The sequence below is a fragment of the Sinorhizobium sp. Y406 genome, assembly GCF_058732025.1.
Map to the genome: position 1 here is coordinate 2,739,007 of NZ_CM178974.1, position 21,598 is coordinate 2,760,604.

Annotated in this window: 18 protein-coding genes and 1 tRNA gene; 13 read left to right on the forward strand and 6 right to left on the reverse strand. The window is 63.4% G+C overall.

Annotated features, from left to right (window positions below; translation table 11 throughout):
• Nucleotides 1-146 precede the first annotated feature (146 nt).
• Nucleotides 147-509 (forward strand): response regulator CpdR1, encoded by a 363-nt coding sequence (gene cpdR1, locus AC4P1R_RS13105; protein ID WP_069459122.1) that lies wholly within the window; start codon nucleotides 147-149, stop codon nucleotides 507-509.
• Between the two features lie 406 nt (nucleotides 510-915).
• Nucleotides 916-990: transfer RNA gene (locus AC4P1R_RS13110), tRNA-Val, on the forward strand.
• 198 nt (nucleotides 991-1,188) lie between these two features.
• Here AC4P1R_RS13110 and AC4P1R_RS13115 read toward each other — a convergent pair.
• The 3 genes from AC4P1R_RS13115 to AC4P1R_RS13125 form a co-directional block, all read right to left on the reverse strand.
• On the reverse strand, nucleotides 1,189-1,356 hold the full coding sequence (locus tag AC4P1R_RS13115) for a hypothetical protein (RefSeq protein WP_165614720.1): 168 nt from the start codon (nucleotides 1,354-1,356) through the stop codon (nucleotides 1,189-1,191).
• Nucleotides 1,357-1,526: 170 nt separating this feature from the next.
• Nucleotides 1,527-2,207 (reverse strand): peroxiredoxin-like family protein, encoded by a 681-nt coding sequence (locus tag AC4P1R_RS13120; RefSeq protein ID WP_069459121.1) that lies wholly within the window; start codon nucleotides 2,205-2,207, stop codon nucleotides 1,527-1,529.
• Nucleotides 2,208-2,293: 86 nt separating this feature from the next.
• Nucleotides 2,294-5,545: an AAA family ATPase gene (locus tag AC4P1R_RS13125; protein ID WP_492177069.1), complete on the reverse strand. Its 3,252-nt coding sequence runs from the start codon at nucleotides 5,543-5,545 to the stop codon at nucleotides 2,294-2,296.
• A gap of 255 nt (nucleotides 5,546-5,800) precedes the next feature.
• Between AC4P1R_RS13125 and ilvD the strand changes: the two genes are divergently transcribed.
• Nucleotides 5,801-7,639, forward strand: coding sequence for a dihydroxy-acid dehydratase (gene ilvD, locus AC4P1R_RS13130; RefSeq protein WP_069459119.1), 1,839 nt, complete (start codon nucleotides 5,801-5,803; stop codon nucleotides 7,637-7,639).
• Nucleotides 7,640-7,701: 62 nt separating this feature from the next.
• Here ilvD and AC4P1R_RS13135 read toward each other — a convergent pair whose 3' ends face one another.
• Nucleotides 7,702-8,106, reverse strand: a complete 405-nt coding sequence (locus AC4P1R_RS13135) for a GFA family protein (RefSeq protein WP_492177070.1) — start codon at nucleotides 8,104-8,106, stop codon at nucleotides 7,702-7,704.
• Nucleotides 8,107-8,197: 91 nt separating this feature from the next.
• Here AC4P1R_RS13135 and AC4P1R_RS13140 point away from each other — a divergent pair, with 91 nt between their 5' ends.
• The 3 genes from AC4P1R_RS13140 to AC4P1R_RS13150 all read left to right on the forward strand — a co-directional run bounded on the left by AC4P1R_RS13140 (nucleotide 8,198) and on the right by AC4P1R_RS13150 (nucleotide 9,860).
• The gene (locus tag AC4P1R_RS13140) at nucleotides 8,198-8,659 is read left to right on the forward strand and encodes a MarR family winged helix-turn-helix transcriptional regulator (protein WP_069459117.1); all 462 of its coding nucleotides are present in this window, start codon (nucleotides 8,198-8,200) and stop codon (nucleotides 8,657-8,659) included.
• A gap of 103 nt (nucleotides 8,660-8,762) precedes the next feature.
• Entirely contained in the window at nucleotides 8,763-9,263 is a 501-nt protein-coding gene (locus AC4P1R_RS13145) for a hypothetical protein (RefSeq protein WP_069459116.1), read from the forward strand.
• Between the two features lie 150 nt (nucleotides 9,264-9,413).
• Nucleotides 9,414-9,860 carry a DUF421 domain-containing protein gene (locus AC4P1R_RS13150; RefSeq protein ID WP_069459115.1) on the forward strand — a complete coding sequence of 149 codons (447 nt, stop codon included), beginning with the start codon at nucleotides 9,414-9,416 and terminating at the stop codon, nucleotides 9,858-9,860.
• 19 nt (nucleotides 9,861-9,879) lie between these two features.
• On the opposite strand, the gene AC4P1R_RS13155 is transcribed toward AC4P1R_RS13150, so the two are convergent.
• Nucleotides 9,880-10,347 carry a MarR family winged helix-turn-helix transcriptional regulator gene (locus AC4P1R_RS13155; protein WP_069459114.1) on the reverse strand — a complete coding sequence of 156 codons (468 nt, stop codon included), beginning with the start codon at nucleotides 10,345-10,347 and terminating at the stop codon, nucleotides 9,880-9,882.
• Nucleotides 10,348-10,504: 157 nt separating this feature from the next.
• Between AC4P1R_RS13155 and AC4P1R_RS13160 the strand changes: the two genes are divergently transcribed.
• The 3 genes from AC4P1R_RS13160 (at nucleotide 10,505) to AC4P1R_RS13170 (ending at nucleotide 12,662) form a co-directional block, all read left to right on the forward strand.
• The gene (locus AC4P1R_RS13160) at nucleotides 10,505-11,230 is read left to right on the forward strand and encodes a DUF899 domain-containing protein (protein ID WP_069459113.1); all 726 of its coding nucleotides are present in this window, start codon (nucleotides 10,505-10,507) and stop codon (nucleotides 11,228-11,230) included.
• Between the two features lie 90 nt (nucleotides 11,231-11,320).
• Entirely contained in the window at nucleotides 11,321-11,794 is a 474-nt protein-coding gene (locus AC4P1R_RS13165) for a DUF1579 domain-containing protein (RefSeq protein WP_069459112.1), read from the forward strand.
• Nucleotides 11,795-11,900: 106 nt separating this feature from the next.
• Nucleotides 11,901-12,662: a VOC family protein gene (locus tag AC4P1R_RS13170; protein WP_492177071.1), complete on the forward strand. Its 762-nt coding sequence runs from the start codon at nucleotides 11,901-11,903 to the stop codon at nucleotides 12,660-12,662.
• A gap of 48 nt (nucleotides 12,663-12,710) precedes the next feature.
• On the opposite strand, the gene AC4P1R_RS13175 is transcribed toward AC4P1R_RS13170, so the two are convergent.
• On the reverse strand, nucleotides 12,711-13,631 hold the full coding sequence (locus tag AC4P1R_RS13175) for a LysR family transcriptional regulator (RefSeq protein ID WP_069459110.1): 921 nt from the start codon (nucleotides 13,629-13,631) through the stop codon (nucleotides 12,711-12,713).
• Between the two features lie 104 nt (nucleotides 13,632-13,735).
• On the opposite strand from AC4P1R_RS13175, the gene AC4P1R_RS13180 reads away from it, so the two are divergent.
• The 4 genes from AC4P1R_RS13180 (at nucleotide 13,736) to AC4P1R_RS13195 (ending at nucleotide 21,538) form a co-directional block, all read left to right on the forward strand.
• Entirely contained in the window at nucleotides 13,736-14,770 is a 1,035-nt protein-coding gene (locus tag AC4P1R_RS13180) for an aldo/keto reductase (RefSeq protein ID WP_069459109.1), read from the forward strand.
• A gap of 136 nt (nucleotides 14,771-14,906) precedes the next feature.
• Entirely contained in the window at nucleotides 14,907-18,233 is a 3,327-nt protein-coding gene (locus AC4P1R_RS13185; RefSeq protein ID WP_492177072.1) for a transglutaminase family protein, read from the forward strand.
• The gene (locus AC4P1R_RS13190; protein WP_069459107.1) at nucleotides 18,234-20,642 is read left to right on the forward strand and encodes a circularly permuted type 2 ATP-grasp protein; all 2,409 of its coding nucleotides are present in this window, start codon (nucleotides 18,234-18,236) and stop codon (nucleotides 20,640-20,642) included.
• Between the two features lie 17 nt (nucleotides 20,643-20,659).
• Nucleotides 20,660-21,538: a transglutaminase family protein gene (locus tag AC4P1R_RS13195; protein WP_069459106.1), complete on the forward strand. Its 879-nt coding sequence runs from the start codon at nucleotides 20,660-20,662 to the stop codon at nucleotides 21,536-21,538.
• Nucleotides 21,539-21,598: the final 60 nt, after the last annotated feature.

Below are 21,598 nucleotides of genomic sequence, written 5' to 3' on the forward strand. Positions count from 1 at the left end.
TGCCAGTTGGCCGCCTCTGTGTCCATATGGCCGCTTCCCGGATTCGGGGGGTTGACCCATCCCATTCACCGGATATTTACGCGGCTGCGGTTAGCTGGACTGCCGCCATTCACAAGCATTGAAAAGAAGTAGCCACGGCCGAAATCATGACTGCGAAAATCCTCCTTGCCGAAGACGACAACGACATGCGCCGCTTCCTCGTGAAGGCGCTGGAAAAGGCGGGCTACAAGGTCCAGTCCTACGACAATGGCGCCAGCGCCTACGACCGGCTTCGCGAAGAACCTTTTTCGCTGCTCCTGACCGACATCGTCATGCCCGAGATGGACGGCATCGAACTTGCCCGCCGCGCCACCGAGCTCGATCCGGACCTGAAGGTCATGTTCATCACCGGCTTTGCCGCTGTAGCGCTGAACCCCGATTCGAAGGCACCGAAGGACGCCAAGGTGCTTTCCAAGCCCTTCCACCTGCGCGATCTCGTCGACGAGGTCAACAAGATGCTGGCGGCATGATCTACAACGCTGCGCGTCTTATCGGACGCGCAAAGGCGCTGTAGCACTTTGAATTCCTGCATGTCTCCTTTAATCGAGGTCGATTAAAGGAGACATGCAGCAGTTGTAAAGGAGCGGCGGGCACCCGCCGCATGACCGCACGTTTGACGGAGCCGCCGCAGATTTTCCCACAGGAGCCGATCCAATTGGCTTCCGGGGCCGTGGCAGACGAGTGCGCGCGCAACGCTCTTTCCATTCAAGGGCTTAGCCTTACCGACGGCTGCGTTGATTCTTGAAGCGACGCGAGCAAAAGGCAATAATCGCTCCGGCATCGCCTGCAAAATCTCGGTCGGAATTTCTGTCAAAAAACCTTCGAAAAGCCTATTGACGCCGGTGCGGGTTTTGTGGTCTATGCGCCGCATCGGATGGGCGTGTAGCTCAGCGGGAGAGCACTACGTTGACATCGTAGGGGTCACAAGTTCGATCCTTGTCACGCCCACCATTCCGATCCCCTCATGTGATGCAGCAGTAAGACGACGCTTTTTTCGGCGGCGTCATGCCGTTGTCACGTTTGAGCGCTAAGAGATAATCACCTCGCCATTTGACCACGGATGTACTGGCACTGGCGAAGGTCACGAGGAAGGTCGGGTTTGCCCCGGCCTTTTTTGTTTGCGCTGTCGATGCAAGCCTTTGACCGGCCCTAAAAACCGACGATGTCGCCGACCCAATATTCAAGTTGATACCGAATGAAGTTGGTCTGCTCCCTCGCTTCGCGCCATACCGCGCGGCTATGCCGTCCCTCGGATACGATCCAATCGACCGTCATCAGGCTGCCCGACACAACAATGAAGAGTAGCAGACTGCGCATGACGACATCTTGCCGATGAATTCTTTAGAAACCACTAACATTGCACCTCCCGCGCATCGGCCCGAAAATCGGACCCGATTCTCGGAAACCGCGATGCGCGGAACAAGCGGTTACAGCGACCTCTGCGCTTCAGAAAGCTTCTGAAAAGACGCGCGGCGCTGTAGCGGCCCTCAATGCGCCACCTGCGCTGCCGCCGACATCACCTCCTCGGGCGACGGGGTTCGAAACATGTTCCTGCCCTCCGACGCCGCCTCGGTGAAACACCAGCGCACGACGCCATCGCGGTCGAGCAGGAACTCGCCGACGAGCTGCCCGGATGCGGCCGCGTCCATGCGGTTGTCGTCCTCCGTCATCTCGTAGCCATCCAATCGCTGGAGATAGCCGGAGGCTGCAGCAGGGTTCATCGGCTCCGGCAGTTCGCCGGGTATCTCCACCCGCATCGACATTACGGTCGGCATGCTGACCTTGTAGGGCCAGTCGTCCTCGTCTTCGGTGAACTCAGGATTGGCCAGGCCGAAGGCTCGGTGTGAAACACGTTCGGGATCCGCCGCGGCAAGCAGACCGGGCAAAGGATGGTAACGGAAGTAGAGGCGCGCCCGCTCGATCGGGGTGTTCACCACGGTCAGGCTCTCGACGCCCTTTTCGTTCAGGGCAGCCTTGAGCTGCGCCATTGTCGCGATCTGACGGCGGCAGAAGGGGCAGTGCAGGCCCCTGAACAGCCCCACCAGGACAGGCTTGCGCCCGCGAAAATCGTCGATGGCGATCTTGCCTTCATGGGTGATCGCGTCTAGCACGACGTTGGGTGCCCGATCGCCCGGCTGCAACGGTTCGAAACGGCGATATTCCTCCATGGCTTTCTCCTCCGGTAACGCTCACGCCGCTTCGGCCCGGAAGCCAAAAGCCCGCATGCGGGCGGCTGCGTCCCAAATCAGGCTGCTCAGTCGAGAAACGGCAACACCACCAAGGCTTCCGGGTCGAGATCATGTTGCTCGCAGACACCGCGAGCCAAAACGAAGTAGCGCTCCGCCTCGGCAAGCTGGCCCTCATTAAGGCAGAGCGTCGCCATGCCATCATAGCACGGAAACAGCAGCTGTGCCTCGCCCGTTTCGCCGGCAAGGTCGAGTGCCTCGCGGTACAAAGCGCGGGCGTCCTCCGGCCGCCCATGGCACTGGTAGATCTGGCCGAGCACGAGCAGGGACACCGGCAGATGCTCGCGCTGATCGAGTGCCCGGTCGATATCAATCGCCCTCTGCGCCGCCGGAACGCCTTCCCTCCCGCAGCGGTCGGTGAAGGTGCAACAGGCAACCGCGAGATTGGCAAGCAGGCGCGCCTGGAATCCGAGGTCGCCGGTGCGACGCGCTATGCCGAGGCCGCGCCGGCAGATATCCACGGCCAGCTTCGGATCGACGATCGTGTAGAGCACGGCGAGGTTCGTATAGCCGCGGCAGGCGGCATGCATCAATTCCGCCCGATCGGCTACCGCCACGCTCCTTTCCACCGCATCGATCGCCTCGCGCAGGCTGCCCCGCCGCGCCAGCGCAACACCCTTGGTGTTCAGCGCCTCGGCGGTAACCAGCGCAGCCTCGCGCCGCGCCTCCTCCGCGGCATCGGGCGAAAGCGCCGCGACTTTTTCCAAGGCCTCGTCTGCCCACCGGGCGGCTGCGGGATAGTCACCCATGCGGAAGGCGAGGTGACCACGTTCCTGCAGGAGCGATGCGCTCTCCAAAGGCGCGTCCGTGCTCTCCAGCAAAGCAGCGGCCCGGGCGAAACTCGCCTGCGCCCGGTCGCGCTTGCCCGCCTCCCAATGATGATGGCCGAGCTTGCGCAGAATTCGGGCGGAGGCAACCGTGTCCCCCGAGAGCTGATGGCTATCGAGCAGCGCATGATAGTGCTCCTCCGCCTCGGCTCGTCTGCCGGCAGGTCCGAGCAGATCGGCGAGGCGCTCGCGGGCGATGAACCATTCGGGCTCCTCCTGGCCGAGAGTGGCGAGTGCCGTCATCGCCTGTCTGTAGAAGCGGATGGCGTCCTCGTTGGCATAGAGCCGGCGTGCGCGGTCTCCCGCTGCCAAAAGATAACGGGAACCCTTCGCCCGCTCGGCCGATTGGCCGTAGTGATGCCCGAGAAACGCCAAATCCTCGAAACGCTCGGGATTTCCGCCAAAACGGCGTTCCAGGGCCGCCGCGACAGCCGCATGGATCTCCATCCGCCGCTTTACCAGGAGATTGTTGTAGACCACCTCGTGGAGCAGCGACTGCACGAAGCGATAGGCTTGCGCCCCTGCGCCGGCATCTTCCTCCACGATTTCCGCTTCGCAGAGTAATTCCAGGCCGGATTCGACTTCGCCGGGATTTGGCATGATCGCGGCGAGAAGAGCAGCGTCGAAACGCGGGCCGATGACGGCGGCGTAGTGGACGAGGCTGCGCATCTCCTTTGAAAGGCGATCGATACGTGCAAGCAGCATCGCCTCGATGCCGACAGGAATCTCTACGCTTGCATCCGCATCGACCGCGTGCCAGCGCGATCCGTCGCGCCGCAGCGTTTCGAGCTCGATCAGGCCGCGAACGATCTCCTCCACGAAGAGCGGATTGCCGCCGGCGCGCGCCAGGACCCGCGTGCGCAGGTCTAGCGGGAGCGCGCCTTCACCGAAGAGTGCGCGGAGGAGACCCTGACCGGCGGCCGCGGAGAGCGGAGCCAGGCGAAGCGTGGTAACGCTGGTGCGACCCGGCGCCAGTCGCTCCGCCCCGGCATCCGGCCGCTGCGTGGTGATCACCATCAGCGGGCGGCGATCCAATCGGTCGAGCACGAAGCGCAGCGCCTCCAGCGAGGCCTCGTCGGCCCAGTGCAAATCCTCTATGACGAGGAGAAGCGGCGCCCGATCGAGCCGACGCTCGAAGAGAGTACGGATGACCGAGAAGAGCTGGCGGCGAACCTGTTCGGGGGCGACGTGCTCCAATGCGCCCGTCCGATCCCCCATTCCGAGGATGTGGAAGAGGAGCGGCATCAATTCATCGGCCTCGGCGGCTGTAAAGCCGATCTCGGTCATGCCCGACGCCAGGCCCTCCCGAACTCTTTCCTCCGAGTCGACGCTCGACAGGCCGTAGGCGCTGCGAAGCACGCTGGCGATCGTGCCGTAGGACGGCTCTCCAAGCGGCGAGCAGGCGGCGCGCCGGATGGCGACATGGGCGAAGCGCCGATCGCGGCCGGTGTCTGCGAGGAATTCTCCGACGAGACGCGACTTGCCGATGCCGGCTTCGCCGGTCAGCCGCACCAATTGCGCCGCACCGGCGCAGGCCACGGCCAGGCAATCCCGCAGGCGACCGATTTCGGTGTCCCGGCCGATCAGCGGCGCATTTAGGCCGAGCGCTTCAAGGCCCCTTGCCGGACGGGGCACCTCCAGCGCGCCCAGCACGCGGTGAACCTGCAGGCTGCCGGTCTTGCCACGCAGGCCAACAGCCCCAAGCGTCTCGTACGCGAAAGCGTGCCTGGTGAGCTTGTGCGTCATCGGTCCTGCAAGAATTTCGTCGGGCCGGGCGGTCGCCTGCAGGCGCTGAGCAATGTTGACCGTATCGCCGGTGACGGAATAGGACTTGGAATCTCCCGCGCCGAACCCCCCCGCGACGACCGGTCCGGTATTCACACCGACATGAAGGCTCAAGGGCAGGCCGATCTCCTTGCGCCAGCGCTCGCTCACCCGTGCTGCCCGGCCCACCATCTCGAGTGCCGCGCGAAGCGCCCGTTCCGGATCGTCCTCATGCGCAACCGGTGCCCCGAAAAGGGCAAGCATTGCATCGCCGATAAACTTGTCGACAAAGCCGCCGAAGGCTTCGACGGCTTCCGTCATTTCCTCGAACAGCTCGTTTTGAAGGGTCTGCAGGATTTCGGGATCGATCCGTTCGCTGAGGCTCGTAAACCCGCAGAGATCGGCAAAGACGACCGTGATGGTGCGCCGGTCGGCACCCGCCTCCCGGCTTGACGATGATGATCGCGACGCAGGCGCCGCTGCGGCACCGGATGAGGAACGCCGCGGGGCTGGCGAGGTGCCGACCTTCGTGCCGCATCGGGGGCAGAAGGCGAAGTGCGGCGGACATGCATGGCCGCAATCGGGACACAGCGTCTGCTGCTTCGCCCCGCATCTCGGGCAGTAGGCGAAGCCGCTCTCGATCTCAGTGCCGCATTCGTGGCAGTTCATCTCGGACGAACCTCACAAGCCCGCTGCCGCCGGAAGGCTCCGGCGAGTACGCAAGAATGCCTGATGACAATGGACCTCTCACTCCGCCTTGACAAGCAAGACGGGCCGCAGCCACCGTATTGATCCCGGCGAGAGGCGGAAATATTCCGACGCAAAAGATGACGCGGGCGCAATTTTGCGCTAGTACGCCATGCATCGGCGCTCCAGCATCGCCATATTCCGCGTATCGCCATCCGACCGTGAAGGAAGACGTTCATGCCTGCCTATCGCTCTCGCACCACCACCCACGGCCGCAACATGGCCGGCGCCCGCGGCCTCTGGCGCGCGACGGGCATGAAGGACAGCGATTTCGGCAAGCCGATCATAGCGGTGGTCAACTCGTTCACACAGTTCGTTCCCGGCCACGTGCATCTGAAGGATCTCGGCCAGCTTGTCGCGCGCGAGATCGAAGCGGCGGGCGGCGTCGCCAAGGAATTCAACACGATCGCCGTCGATGACGGCATCGCCATGGGCCATGACGGCATGCTCTATTCGTTGCCCTCGCGCGAAATCATTGCGGACAGCGTCGAATATATGGTCAATGCCCATTGCGCCGACGCCATGGTCTGCATCTCCAATTGCGACAAGATCACCCCCGGCATGCTGATGGCCTCGCTCCGGCTCAACATCCCCTCCGTCTTCGTCTCCGGCGGACCCATGGAAGCGGGCAAGGTGGTGCTGCACGGCAAGAAACACGCCCTCGACCTCGTCGACGCGATGGTTGCTGCCGCCGACGACAAGGTCTCCGACGAGGACGTCAAGATCATTGAGCGCTCCGCCTGTCCGACCTGCGGCTCTTGCTCCGGCATGTTTACGGCCAATTCGATGAACTGTCTGACGGAGGCGCTCGGTCTGTCGCTGCCGGGCAACGGCTCGACGCTGGCCACCCATGCCGATCGCAAGCGCCTCTTCGTGGAAGCCGGTCATCTGATCGTCGATCTTGCACGCCGCTATTACGAGCAGGACGATGCACGCGTGCTGCCGCGTTCGGTCGCGTCCAAACAGGCGTTCGAGAACGCCATGGCGCTCGACATCGCTATGGGCGGTTCGACCAACACCGTGCTGCACATCCTTGCCGCGGCCTATGAAGGCGAGGTTGATTTCACCATGGACGACATCGACCGCCTGTCACGTAAGGTGCCGTGCCTGTCGAAGGTTGCGCCCGCAAAGGCGGACGTGCACATGGAAGACGTGCATCGCGCCGGTGGCATCATGTCAATCCTCGGTGAACTCGACAAGGGCGGCCTCATCAACCGCGACTGCACGACCGTGCACAGCGAGACGCTCGGCGATGCCATCGACCGTTGGGACATTACCCGCACCACGAGCGAGACGGTGCGCGACTTCTTCCGTGCCGCGCCCGGCGGCATCCCGACCCAGGTGGCCTTCAGCCAGGCTGCCCGTTGGGAGGAACTCGACACCGACCGCAAGAACGGCGTCATCCGCTCGGTGACGCATCCCTTCTCCAAGGATGGGGGCCTCGCGGTCCTTAAGGGGAACATCGCGCTCGACGGCTGCATCGTGAAGACCGCCGGCGTCGACGAAAGCATTTTGAAATTTTCCGGTCCGGCACGCGTTTTCGAAAGCCAGGACGCCGCGGTCAAGGCAATCCTCGGCAACGAGATCAAGGCCGGCGATGTCGTGGTCATCCGCTACGAGGGGCCGAAGGGTGGGCCGGGCATGCAGGAGATGTTGTATCCAACCAGCTACTTGAAGTCGAAGGGCCTCGGCAAGGCCTGCGCCTTGATCACCGACGGCCGCTTCTCCGGCGGCACGTCCGGCCTTTCAATCGGCCACGTGTCGCCCGAGGCGGCGAATGGCGGCACGATCGGGCTGGTGCGCGACGGCGACATGATCGACATCGATATCCCGAATCGCACGATCGGCCTCAGGGTCGACGAGACGGAACTCGCCTCCCGGCGGCAGGAGCAGGATGCCAAGGGCTGGAAGCCGGCCGAGCAGCGTAAGCGCCGGGTGACGACGGCGCTGAAGGCCTATGCCGCATTCGCCACTTCCGCCGACCGCGGCGCCGTGCGCGATCTCGGCGATCGCTGACCACCGCAATCGTCGACGCAAGGATAAGGCTCCCGACGGGGCCTTTTCATTGTTGGCATCGATCACATGTGCCGCGTCTGAGCTGGCGGGTTCCACCAATTGTTATGCAAGCCGTCCATATATTGCACCGGCAGTTCCGCAAGCACGGCGGGATCGACGTCGTCCAGGCAGGCGACGTTGATGGAGACGAAGGCGCCACCGATCGCCTCGACATAACCATGGCCGTAGGGCGCCATGCCGCAGGCGGTGCAGAAGCGGTGATGGCCGCTCGTCGTGCCGAACTGATAATCGCCGATCCCCGCCTCCTCGCACAGCAATCGGAAATCCTCCGGCTTAATGGTCGCGCCCCAGTAGCGCAGCTTTGAACAATAGGAGCAGTTGCAGCGGCTGGTTCCGGCCTGAAGGTCGACATCGGCCTCGTAACGGATGCGGCCGCAATGGCAGCTGCCCTTGTAGGTCTGCTTCATGATCGCTCCTCCCGAAGGGTTGCCACGCCTCACTCAATATGACAATATATTGTCATTATCCGTATACGCAGTACGACAGCATGTTGTCAATATGAATTCCAACCAGCGAACGCCCTCCGGCGATGCATTTGCCGAACTCGCAATCTCCGTGCTTCGTTTGGCGGGCCATTTGACCTCCGAAGGAGATAGGCTCGCCCGGCCGTCCGACCAGACCAGCGCCCGCTGGCAGGTACTGGCGGCGGCCAGCCATGCGCCCATGTCGGTCGCCGATGCGGCTCGCATGCTCGGGCTCGCCCGCCAGGGGGTACAGCGCATCGCTGACCTCCTCGAAGCGGAGGGGCTGCTCGCCTATCGGGACAATCCGGCTCACCGGCGGGCGAAGCTGATGATACCGACACAAAAGGGCGAGGCCGTCCTCGCCGATATCAGCAGCCGCCAGACCGCCTGGGCGAATGCACTCGGCGCCGAAATCGGCGAAGAGAGGCTGAGGCGGGCGACGGCACTGGTGAGCGACGTCATCACCCTCCTCAGTGACCGAAGGACACAACGTTGAATGGCCACATTCCTCTGCCTGCGTGCCGGCACGTGACCACATCCGCAGGAAGGAACCTCCTCACCTCCAATGCGTTTTCAGAAGCCGAGACGGAGGATGAACTTTGGAGCAGCCGCCGATCCGCCCCGACGGACTACAGATTGACGAGCATCGCCCATTTCAGGAGAAGTTCTGGAAAGCGGAGCGGATCGGCTGGGCCGGCTTTGGTCTCCTTCTCCTTTTCGCCCTGCTTGGCCTAACGGGATCCGGAGGCGTCTTCTCGCGAATAACCATCGACTTCGGCGACGGATATGTCGACGTGCCCCGTTTCAGTCGGTGGCAGGCGTCGGACAGCCTGACCGCATCCTTGCCGCCGGGAGACAGCGAGCGCCGCTTCACCGTTGCCCCCGCATTCTTCCGCACGTTCCAGATCGAAGACATTGTACCGCCGCCCTTCGCCACCGAGAACGGGAGCGACGGCACCGTTTACCGCTTCCGATCCGATCCGGAGGCGCCCTTGGCACTCACGGTGCACCTTCGCGCTCAAGAGCCCGGCATTGCGAGCTATCGCGTGGGCGTCAACGGCGAGGCGATGCAGACCACGCGGACGATCGTCTGGCCTTAATGGCATGTCACCCAAATTTGTGCAGCGGTTTTGGGGACAACGACAGCACCGGAACGAAAGAGCGCCGCACGCGACGCGCCGCGCTGCAAGCAGGCTCGCGTGGTTTCGCCCGTGGGACCGCTTTGGAAGCCTGGTTAGAGGGAGATTGCAATGGATTCTGTTGCTCGCGGCGTTGCCATCTACGTTATCATGCTGATCGTCATGCGGCTCTCGGGCAGGCGCACGGTTGCGCAGCTGACGCCTTTTGATTTCGTGCTGCTGCTCATCATCGCCGAGACAACGCAGCAAGCCCTGTTGGGCGACGATTTCTCGATCATGAACGCGACGATACTGATCCTCACCCTGTTCGGCGTCGATATCGCGCTGTCCTACATCAAGCAATGGTTCCCGAGGGCCGAATTGCTCATCGATGGCACACCGACGGTTCTCGTCTCGGACGGGGAAGTCGACACCCATGCGCTGAAGAGCGCAAGAATCGGCATTGAAGACATCTTGACTGCTGCCAGGCAACAGCAGGGCCTCTACCGCCTGGACCAGATCAAGTTCGCCGTTCTCGAGGCGGACGGTGCGATCAGCATCGTGCCGCAGAAAACGTGATTGTTCCGAGCCGCCGCGGCTAACCATCCGCATTGGACGCATGCGTCGCGGCAAGAAGGTCGGCGCGCAAGCGCTTCGAACCGCCTTCGCCAAGTTGCTCGTCGAGCGCCCGATGTGTTTCCTTCCAGACCGGCACGGCCTCTGCCAGCAGGCGTTCGCCATCCGCAGTCAGCCGAATGCGGCGCTGCCGCCGGTCGCCCGGATCGACGAAGATCTCGACGAGGTCGCGGCGATCCAGCGGCTTCAGGGCTGCAGTCAGTGTCGTGCGGTCCATAGCGAGCAACGCGGCTACCGCACCGACGGTCGGCGGGTCAGGTCGGTTGAGCGACATCATCAGCGAAAATTGTCCGTTCGTCATACCAAACGGCCGCAGTGCCTCGTCGAAGCGGCGGCCGAGCGCCCGCGCGGCGCGCTGGACGTGGAGGCAGAGGCAGGTATCCCTGACGTGCGAAGTGGTGGTAAAAGGAATGAGTGATGACTTTGACATAGAGCAGTAATGTTGATATCAACGTAATATGTCAAGCGCGTCTCCAGACGCCAAGAGCATGCGGTTGATCCCAGGACCTATGAAATTCACCAGTCGTCACACCGCCTGGTTGGCTGCATTATTCGCAATAATCGGATGGACCGGAGGAGGAACGGACATGAGACCGAACCACGCCGTCGTATCGCAGGAGGAATGGCTGAACGCCCGCAGGTCGCTTCTCGCGCTCGAAAAGGAGCACACCCATCTGCGCGACAAAGTGAATGCCGAACGTCAGGCCCTGCCCTGGGTGAAGCTGGACAAGACCTACAGTTTCGAAACCCGTGACGGCCTGAAGAGCCTCGCGGACCTCTTCGATGGACGCAGCCAGCTTCTTCTCTACCATTTCATGTTCGGCGAGAACTGGCAGGCCGGCTGCCCAAGCTGCTCCTTCCTCGCCGATCATTTCGATGCGACCCTGCCCCACCTCAACCATCATGACGTCACATTGGTGGTCGCCTCGAATGCTCCGGTCGAAAAGATCGAAGCATATCGCCAGCGGATGGACTGGCACTTTCCTTGGGTCTCGTCTCACGGCAGTGATTTCAACCGTGATTTCCACGTGTCCTTCACGCCAGCGGAAATGGCGCTCGGCAAGGTCAGCTACAATTTCACTGAGATCGACAGCAAGGATGCCCATGAAGAATTGCCGGGCCTGAGCGCCTTTTACAAGGACGAGGACGGAACCGTCTATCACACCTACTCCACCTATGCGCGCGGCCTCGAGGAACTGGTCAGCACCTTCATGCTGCTCGATCGCGCGCCGAAGGGCCGCAACGAAGGGACGACCATGGACTTCGTCCGCCGGCACGACGAATACGACGAGGAGCCGCGGCGGCGGGCCTGAAGAAGAACCATCCGGGACGGAACCCGTCGTCGCCTCCCGGCGTTTTCCGGCGGCGGCGACGGAGCGCCCATTTTTTCTCGGGAGAAAGAAATGCATGCAGAGCCTCAGGAGGAGCACCGCTGGCTTGAACAATTGCTCGGCGAGTGGACGGTGACGTCGCAGGATCCCGCCGGAACCGCACCATCGGCTGATGCATGGGTGGAGAATGTCCGCTCGCTCAATGGCCTCTGGATCGCTTGCGAAGGCAAGGGAACGATGCCGGACGGAAAGCCCGGCCAGACCTTGATGACACTCGGCTTCAATCCTTCGACGGGTCGCTATGTCGGCACCTGGGTCGGCTCGATGATAAACCACATGTGGATCTATGACGGCGAGATCGAAGACGACGGCCGGACCCTTGCCCTCAATTGCGAGGGACCGGACTTCGAAAATCCCGGCAGGACCGCCAGATATCAGGACAGGATCACGCTGATCGATTCCAACCGGCGCATCCTGACAGCCCGCGTTGAAACCGGCAGCGGCGACTGGAAGGACATCATGACGGCGGACTACCGCCGCCGTTAGACCGCCGGGACCGGCGCGGCGCAATCCGCCCCGGCCCAGACCATCACGGCGACGGTTCCGTCGCCGTCCAACAGCACATGTCCACGAAAAAACGGGAGGACCGACAATGCACGGCAAATTCGTCTGGTACGAATTGATGACGACGGATACGAAGGCGGCGGAGGCCTTTTACAAGAAGGTCATCGGCTGGAGCGCCCGCGATGCAGGAATGCCGGGAACCGAATACACGCTCTTCTCCATCGGCGATCACCAGGTGGCTGGCCTGATGACCATGCCAGAAGGTGCGCTCGACATGAACGTGCCGCCGGCCTGGCTCGGCTACGTGGCCGTGGACGACGTCGACGCTGCCGCCGCCAAACTCACCGGCGAGGGCGGCACCGTTCATCGCGAGCCGGACGATATTCCCGGCATCGGCCGTTTCGCCGTCGTTACCGACCCGCATGGCGCCGCCTTCGCTCTTTTCACGGGAACCGGCGAACCGCCGCCGTCGCTCGACCAGATGGCGCCCGGAAACATCGGCTGGCACGAACTGATGGCCGGCGATCTCGACAGCGCCTTTGCTTTCTATTCGGAGCTGTTCGGCTGGACGAAGGACCAGGCGATGGACGTGGGCGAGATGGGCGTTTACCAGCTGTTCGCCCACAATGGACAAGCCATTGGCGGCATGATGACAAAGCCGAGGGACGTTCCCGCGCCCTATTGGCTTTATTATTTCAACGTCGAAGCGCTCGACGCCGCGATCGATCGGGCGCGATCCGAGGGTGCCCAAGTCGTGGTTGAGCCGATGGAAGTCCCCGGTGGCGCCTGGATCGTCCAGTGCACCGATCCGCAGGGTGCGCTTTTCGCGCTGGTCGCGCCGAAACGCTGATCCGCTCCTGCTCCCCGGTCTCGAGGAACGATTTGTGACTGCCTGACTCTACATGGCCGTGTCCGGCATCACCCGGGCATGGCTGGCGAGGAAATCCAAAACGGCGCGCACCCGAGAGGGGAGCGCGCCGCCCTGGCCAAGAAAGACGGCATGAACCTCTTCCAGATCGCCCGGGTTCAATTCTTCGAGCACGGGAACGAGCCGGCCCATGCGCAGATCATCGCGCACCGTGAATTCGGCAAGCCGCGCCAGTCCTGCACCGGCGAGCGCCAGATGGCGCAGCCCCTCACCATCGCTTACCTGCACCGCCCCATTCGCCGGAATTATGATGGTTTCGCCATCCGCTTTGATGGGCCAGCCGTCGACGGCGCGGGCGTAACAGAAACCAAGCCGATCATGCATCTTCAGTTCGTCGAGATTCGAGGGCGTGCCGAAGCGTTCGGTATAGGACGGTGCCGCGACGATCATCATACGCGTCGCCCCGAGCTTGCGCGCAATCAGCGTCGAGCTCTTTAAGGGACCTGCCCGCACCGCCACGTCGGCGCGCGCCTCCATCAAGTCAACCACCGCATCGGTCTGTACGATATCGAGGGTGACGGCCGGAAAGCGTGCCCGGAATTCGGGTATTAGCGGCATCAGGATATGGGTGCCGAAGGAGGCGCTGACATTCAATCGGACCCTGCCCGCCGGGCTTTCGCCGGCCGACGCGCAGCGCTCCGCCTCGTCGATATCGGCGAGGATGCGGGTCGTCCGATCGTAGAATGCGTGCCCTTCCGGTGTAAGCTGAAGGCTACGCGTCGATCGATTCACCAGGCGCACGCCGAGCCGTTCCTCAAGGCGCAGCACGAGCTTGCTGACGGCCGAGGGCGTCATGCGAAAATAGCGGGCTGCCGCAGAGAAGCCGCCAAGCTCAACTGCCTTGGCGAAGACCTCCATTTCGCCCGAGCGATTGACCGACAGTCGAGACATGTGAATTCAACTCACAGATAATGTTCCTGCAAGCAGTCTATATCCAAAAAGTGACCGGCTCCATTGTCATGGAGAAATGATGATGAGCACAAAGGAGTTTCGGAATGGATTATCGACGGCTCGGTTCGTCAGGATTGAAGGTACCGGCGCTCAGTTTCGGCGCGGGCACTTTCGGCGGCAAGGGACCACTTTTCAGCGCCTGGGGCGCGACGGATGAAGTGGAGGCCCGCCGGCTCATCGACATCTGCCTCGAAGCCGGCGTCAATCTCTTCGACACGGCAGACGTCTACTCCGATGGCGCATCCGAGGAGATCCTGGGAGCGGCAGTCAAAGGACGGCGCGACAAGGCCATCCTGTCGACGAAGATATCGCTCCCGATCGGCGATGGTCCGAACGATGCCGGCTCGTCCCGCGCGCGCCTCGTCAACGGTGTGGAGGATGCCCTGAGGCGGCTCGGCACCGACTACGTCGACCTCATGCAACTGCACGCCTTCGACGCCGGAACGCCAATCGAGGAGGTGCTTTCGACGCTCGACATGCTCGTGCGCTCCGGCAAGCTGCGCTATGTCGGCGTATCCAATTTCGCCGGCTGGCAACTGATGAAATCGCTCGCGGCCGCCGACCGATATGGCTATCCTCGCTACGTTGCCAACCAGGTCTATTATTCGCTCGCCGGGCGTGACTACGAGTGGGAGCTGATGCCGCTTGGCCTCGACCAGGGCGTCGGCGCCCTCGTCTGGAGCCCGCTCGGCTGGGGGCGGCTGACGGGCAAAATTCGCCGCGGCCAACCGTGGCCGGAGGGCAGCCGCCTGCACGACACGGCCGACTTCGGGCCGCCGGTGGACGACAAAAAGCTCTACGACATCGTCGAGGTACTGGACGCACTCGCCGAGGAAACCGGCAAGACCGTGCCGCAAATCGCCATCAATTGGCTTCTCCGGCGCCCAACCGTCTCCAGCGTCATCATTGGTGCGCGCAACGAGGAGCAATTGCGGCAGAACCTCGGCGCGATCGGCTGGGCGCTCTCGACCGAACAAGTGTCGCGCCTCGATGCGGTGAGTGCAACGACGGCGCCCTACCCCTATTTCCCTTACTATCGCCAGACAGGCTTTGCGCACATCAACCCGCCGCCGGTCTGAGGGGGCAGGAAGCCGGCCGCCGTGCGAAAGCCAGCCGCAACCGCCCAATGGTTTCAGCTTGCTTTCCTATTCGCATTGCACAAAAGTCCTCTCGAATGGCAGGCAAAGGGATCTGCCATCGAGGGGAAAACGCTGCATGTCGATCAAGGCCAGTATCTATCATCTGACCCACTATAAATACGACCGGCCGGTCAATCTCTCACCGCAAATCATCAGGCTCAAGCCCGCCGCCCATTCGAAGACGAAGGTCATCAGCCATTCGCTGAAGGTTTCGCCGGCCAATCACTTCGTCAATCTGCAGCAGGACCCCTACGGCAACTATCTCGCCCGCTACGTCTTTCCCGATCCGGTGACGGAAATGAAGATCGAAGTGGATCTCGTCGCCGACATGACGGTCTACAATCCTTTCGACTTCTTCGTCGAAGAGGAGGCACAGCACTGGCCATTTCGCTATGCCGAAGACCTGAGCGACGACCTGAAGATCTACATGACGCCGGACCCAATCGGGCCGAAGCTCTCGGCTTTCATGGAAACGATCGACCGCTCGCGCCAGCGCACGGTCGACATGATCGTCGGTCTCAATATGCGGCTGCAAAAGGAGATCGGCTACGTCATCCGCATGGAGCCGGGCGTGCAGACGCCGGAGGGGACGTTGGGTCTCGCCACGGGCTCCTGCCGCGATTCGAGCTGGCTGCTCGTGCAGATCCTGCGCAATCTCGGCTTTGCCGCGCGCTTCGTGTCCGGCTACCTCATTCAGCTCACGCCGGATCTGAAAGCCCTCGACGGCCCCTCGGGAACGGATCACGACTTCACCGACCTCCATGCCTGGGCCGAGGCCTATATTCCAGGTGCCGGCTGGATCGGGCTCGACCCGACCTCCGGGCTCTTGACCGGCGAGAGCCACATCCCGCTCGCCGCGACGCCTCATTATCGCAATGCCGCGCCGATCTCCGGCGGCTTCTTCGGCGATCCGGAAACCAGATCCGATTTTGCCTTCGACATGAAGATTGCGCGCGTCGCCGAACATCCGCGTATCACCAGGCCCTTTTCCGACGAGAGCTGGCAGGCGTTGAATGCCCTTGGCGACGAGGTAGACCGCGTATTGGACGAGAACGACGTGCGCCTCACCATGGGTGGCGAGCCGACCTTCGTATCGATCGACGACTTCGAAGCCGACGAGTGGAACACCGCCGCGGTCGGCCCAACCAAGCGCGAGAAGGCGGACAGGCTCATTCGCCGTCTGCGCGAGCGCTTTGCACCGGGCGGATTCCTGCACTACGGCCAGGGCAAATGGTACCCCGGCGAGAGCCTGCCGCGATGGACCTTTTCGCTCTACTGGCGTCGCGACGGCCTGCCGATCTGGCAGCGGCCCGCCCTCATCGCCGAGGAAGTCAGCCAGACCGAGGTTACCGAACGGGATGCGGAGCGCCTGCTCGTTGCCATTGCCGGCGAACTCGATCTGAGCGCGGACATGGTCGTTCCGGCCTATGAGGATCCGGCCGAATGGATCGTCAAGGAAGCCAATCTGCCGGACAATGTCGATCCGTCCAACTCCAAGCTCGAGGACCCGGAGGCCCGCAGCCGCCTGGCGCGTGTGTTCGAACGGGGCCTGACGACCCCGACCGGCTACGTGCTGCCGGTGCAGGCCTGGAACGCGCGCGCCACAGGGGTGCAGTGGCTTAGCGAGAAATGGAAGACCCGTCGTGGGCGCCTTTTCCTTGTACCCGGCGACAGCCCCGTCGGCTATCGATTGCCGCTCGGCGCCTTGCCCCACATCCCTCCCTCTTCCTATCCCTATATCAATCCGGTAGATCCGACCGTTCCGCGCAGCGACCTGCCGGATTTCGCGGAAGAAAAAGGGCGGGCGCAGCAATCACGCTTCCAGCCGTCGGAGAGACCTCCGACGCCGCTTTCGCCTATGCCCGATGATATTGCGGGCGCCGTACGCACCGCAATGACCGTGGAACCGCGCGACGGCAGGCTCTGCGTTTTCATGCCGCCGACGACGAGTATCGAGGAATATCTGGACCTGGTCGCTTCGACCGAACGCGCCGCCGCGGAGGTCGGCCTGCCCGTTCACATCGAAGGTTATCCGCCGCCGCAGGACGAGCGCATCAACGTCATCCGCGTCGCACCCGATCCGGGCGTGATCGAGGTCAACATCCATCCGGCCGCGAACTGGCGGGAATGCGTCGACATCACCACGGCGGTCTATGAGGAAGCGCGCCAGAGCCGGCTCGGCGCCGACAAGTTCATGATCGACGGCCGTCATACAGGAACCGGCGGCGGCAACCATGTCGTGGTCGGCGGCCGCAGCCCCAACAACAGTCCCTTCCTGCGCCGGCCGGACCTGTTGAAGAGCATCGTGCTTCATTGGCAGCGGCACCCGTCGCTCTCCTATCTCTTTTCCGGCCTGTTCATCGGACCGACCAGCCAGGCTCCGCGCATCGACGAGGCGCGGCATGATTCACTTTACGAGTTGGAAATCGCGCTGGCCCAGGTGCCGTCACCCGATACCGGTCGACTGCCGCCGCTGCCCTGGCTGACCGATCGGCTCTTCCGCAACCTGCTCGTCGACGTCACAGGCAACACCCATCGCTCAGAGATCTGCATCGACAAGCTGTTCTCGCCCGACGGTCCGACCGGACGGCTCGGCCTCGTCGAATTCCGCGGCTTCGAAATGCCGCCGAACGCGCGCATGTCGCTCGCCCAGCAGTTGCTCGTGCGCGCTCTTATCGCCCGCTTCTGGAAAAGCCCGGTCGAAGGCCGCTTCGTGCGCTGGGGGACGGCGCTCCATGACCGCTTCATGCTGCCCCACTATGTCTGGCAGGATTTTCTCGAGGTCGTTGCGGACCTCGGCTCACACGGCTTCCATCTCCGCCCGGAGTGGTTCAAGGCACAACTCGAGTTCCGCTTCCCCTTCTGCGGCGAGGTCGAGTACGAACAGGCGAAGCTCGAAATCCGCCAGGCGCTCGAACCCTGGCATGTGATGGGCGAACAGGGCGCAATCGGCGGCACGGTGCGCTACGTCGATTCCTCGGTCGAGCGCCTGCAGGTGAAACTCGAAACCGCCATTCCCGATCGCTACACCGTCGCCTGCAACGGCCGCCCGGTGCCCCTCGCGAAGACGGGCCAAAACGGCGTCACCGTCGCAGGCGTGCGCTACAAGGCCTGGCAACCGGCCGCGGGCCTTCATCCGGTGTTGCCGGTGAACACTCCCCTTACATTCGACGTTTATGATACATGGTCGAATCGGGCGATCGGTGGCTGCGTCTATCACGTTGCGCATCCGGGCGGGCGCAATTACGAGACCTTCCCGGTCAACGGCAACGAGGCAGAGGCGCGCCGGCTGGCGCGCTTCGAACCCTGGGGCCACACCACGGGCATGTATCGGCTGCATCCCGAAAGCCCATCGGCGGAGTTTCCCCTGACGCTCGATTTGCGGTGTCCGGCAGGAGTGTAAATGGCGAAGAAGCAGGCGGCAGAGGCAAATGAAGCGATCCGTCCCGGGCATGATCCCTTCGGCGGCTACCGCGCGCTGGCGGGCGTCGCCGATGAGATGGTCGATCCGAACGGCAACGTCCGGCCCGTCTGGCAACGGCTGCTCTCGACGCTTGGCCGCATGGACGAGACGGAACTCGCCAACCGCTTTGCTCGCGCCGACCGCTACCTGCGCGACGCCGGCGTCTTCTACCGCGCCTATGGCAAGGAGAACACGGAGCGGAGCTGGCCGCTGTCGCATGTGCCGGTCCTGATCGACGAGGCCGAATGGACCGTTGTATCCGAGGGACTCGTGCAGCGCGCCGAGCTCCTGGAAAGGGTAGTCGCCGACATCTACGGCGAAAACCGGCTGGTGCGCGAAGGCCTGCTGCCGCCGGCGCTGATCGCCTCCAATCCGCAATTCCTGCGCCCGCTCGTCGGCGTCATGCCGGCCGACGGGCATTTCCTGCACTTCTGCTCCTTCGAGATCGGCCGCGGACCGGACGGCAACTGGTGGGTGCTTTCCGACCGGACAGAAGCGCCCTCCGGCGCCGGCTTCGCACTCGAGAACCGCGTGGCGACGGCACGCGCCTTTTCCGACCTCTATGCCGCAACCCATGTCCACCGGCTGGCGAGTTTCTTCGGCGCCTTCCGCGACACGCTCCAGTCGCGCAAGCAGCACCCCGACGACCGCATCGCCGTGCTCTCGCCGGGCATCGCCAACGAGACCTATTTCGAACATGCCTATATCGCCCGCTATCTCGGTTTCATGCTGCTCGAGGGCGAGGACCTGACGGTCGTCGGCGGCCGCGTGATGGTTCGCACCGTCGCCGGCCTCAAACCCGTCGGTGTGCTCTGGCGTCGCCTCGACGCCTCCTTCGCCGATCCGCTTGAGCTCAATCAGTCTTCGCATATCGGCACGCCCGGTATCGTCGAGGCGCTGAGGGAAGGCTCCGTTTCGATCGTCAATGCGCTTGGCTCCGGCATCCTGGAGACGCGTGCGCTTCTGGCCTTCATGCCGGCCATCTGTCGCCAATTGCTCGGCGAGGAACAGAAGCTGCCGTCGATCGCCACCTGGTGGTGCGGTCAGGAATCCGAGCGCGAACATGTCGCCGGCAACATCGAAGGCATGGTGATCGGCCCGGCCTATTCGACGCGGCCCTTCTTCGACGACGATGGCCAGTCTGTGCTCGGTGCCTCGCTCCGCGATACGGCCAGGACCTCGGTCGCCCAGTGGCTGGCGACGGACGGCGGCAAGCTCGTTGGGCAGGAGGTCGTCACGCTGTCGACGACGCCCGCCTGGGTGCGCGGCCGGCTGACGCCCCGGCCGATGAGTCTCCGGGTCTTTGCCGCGCGCACGCGCGACGGCTGGCAAATCATGCCGGGGGGCTTCGCCCGCATCGGCTCCGGCGACGACGTGGCGGCCATCGCAATGCAGTCCGGCGGCACCGCCGCCGATGTCTGGATCGTCAGCGACAGGCCGGTCGAGCGCATGTCGCTGCTTCCGGCAGAGGAGAGCTTCAGCCGCAACCTGCCGGGCAGCCTGCCGAGCCGCGCCGCCGACAACCTCTTCTGGCTCGGTCGTTACATCGAACGGGCGGAGGGCGCGCTGCGGATCCTGCGCGCCTGGCATAGTCGCTTCGCCGAGGCGGCCGACCCCGACATGCCGCTGCTCAAGGACGTGAGCGAGTATCTTGCCCTCCTCGATGTCAAGACGCGCCAGCCGGTGCCGGACAGCCTGGTTTCCGATATCGCCAGCGCGCTTTTCAGTGCCGGCAACATTCGCGACCGCTTCTCGCCCGACGGCTGGCTTGCGCTCAACGACCTCTTGAAAACGGCGCGCAAGTTCCACGCGACCGTGCAGGCCGGCGATGACGCCTCCCACGCGATGACCATTCTTCTGCGCAAGCTCGCGGGCTTTGCAGGCCTCGTGCACGAAAACATGTATCGCTTTACCGGCTGGCGCTTTCTTTCGATCGGCCGCTATCTCGAGCGCGGCATGCACATGACGCGGCTGCTCGGGCACATGTCCGGGCCCGATGCACCGGACGGCGCCTACGACATGTTGCTCGAGATCGGCGACAGCGTCATGACCCACCGACGCCGCTACAACGTCAACACGGCAGCCGTAACCGTTACCGACCTGCTGGCGCTCGACCCGCTCAACCCGCGCTCGATCCTCTACCAGTTGAACGAGATCAAGACGGAGGTCGAGCTGCTGCCGAATGCTTTCGTCAACGGCCAGATGTCGCCGTTCTATCGGGAAACCATGCGACTTCATTCCGGTCTTGCCGTGATGACACCGGAGGCAATGACGGCGACGGTCTACAAACGGCTGGAGCAGGACCTCGAAAGGCTTTCCGACCTGCTCGCGCAAACCTATCTCGGCTAACAAGAGCGGCGGTTCCGATGCTCTACGACATCAACCTGAAGATCACCTATCGCTACGAGGTTCCGGTCAGCGGCGGGCGCCACCTCGTCCGGGTCCTGCCCGCGTCGATCCCGGGGCGCCAGCGGCTCATCGCAGGTTCGGTAACGTGCCAGCCGGCACCGTTCGAGCGCTCGGAAAATGTCGATTTCTTCTCCAATCCGACCACCACCATCCTTTTCCGCTCTGCCCACGACCACCTGATCATCCGCATGCAGGCGCGCGTGCAGGCGGAGCCCGCCGCACTCTCAGCCGATCTTTCGCCGGCGCTTGCGGCTCTGCCGGCGGAGCTTGCCGACTGCTGGTCCGTCGACGCCAACTCCCCCCATCATTTCCTCGGGCCAAGCCCGCTACTGGAGCAGGTCCCGGAGATCGCCGCCTATGCTCGCGAGATCAAGCGCGACGGGATGACGGTGCAGCAGATCGGCCTTGCCATTTGCGAGTGCATCCATCGCGATTTCACCTACGACACGGACGCGACGACCGTCACAACCACGCCGGCCGAGGCCTTCAAGCTGAAGGGCGGCGTCTGCCAGGATTTCGCCCACGTGATGATCGTGGCGCTGCGCAGTCTCGGCATTCCGGCGGGCTATGTCAGCGGCTTCCTCAGAACACTTCCGCCGCCCGGCAAGGAGCGCCTGGAAGGCGCCGACGCCATGCATGCCTGGGTGCGCTTCTGGTGCGGCACGTCCGGCGGCTGGATGGAACTCGACCCCACGAACAATATGTCCGCCGGGACCGATCACATCATCGTCGGCCACGGTCGCGACTATGGCGACGTGGCGCCGGTGATCGGCGTCCTGAAAAGCTATGGCGGCCAGACGACCGAACAGGCCGTCGACGTCAATCCCGTCGAGTGACCAGGATTGGCACGAACGTGCCAATCCTGGTCAGGCCGATCCTGCTCAAATCCGTAAAAA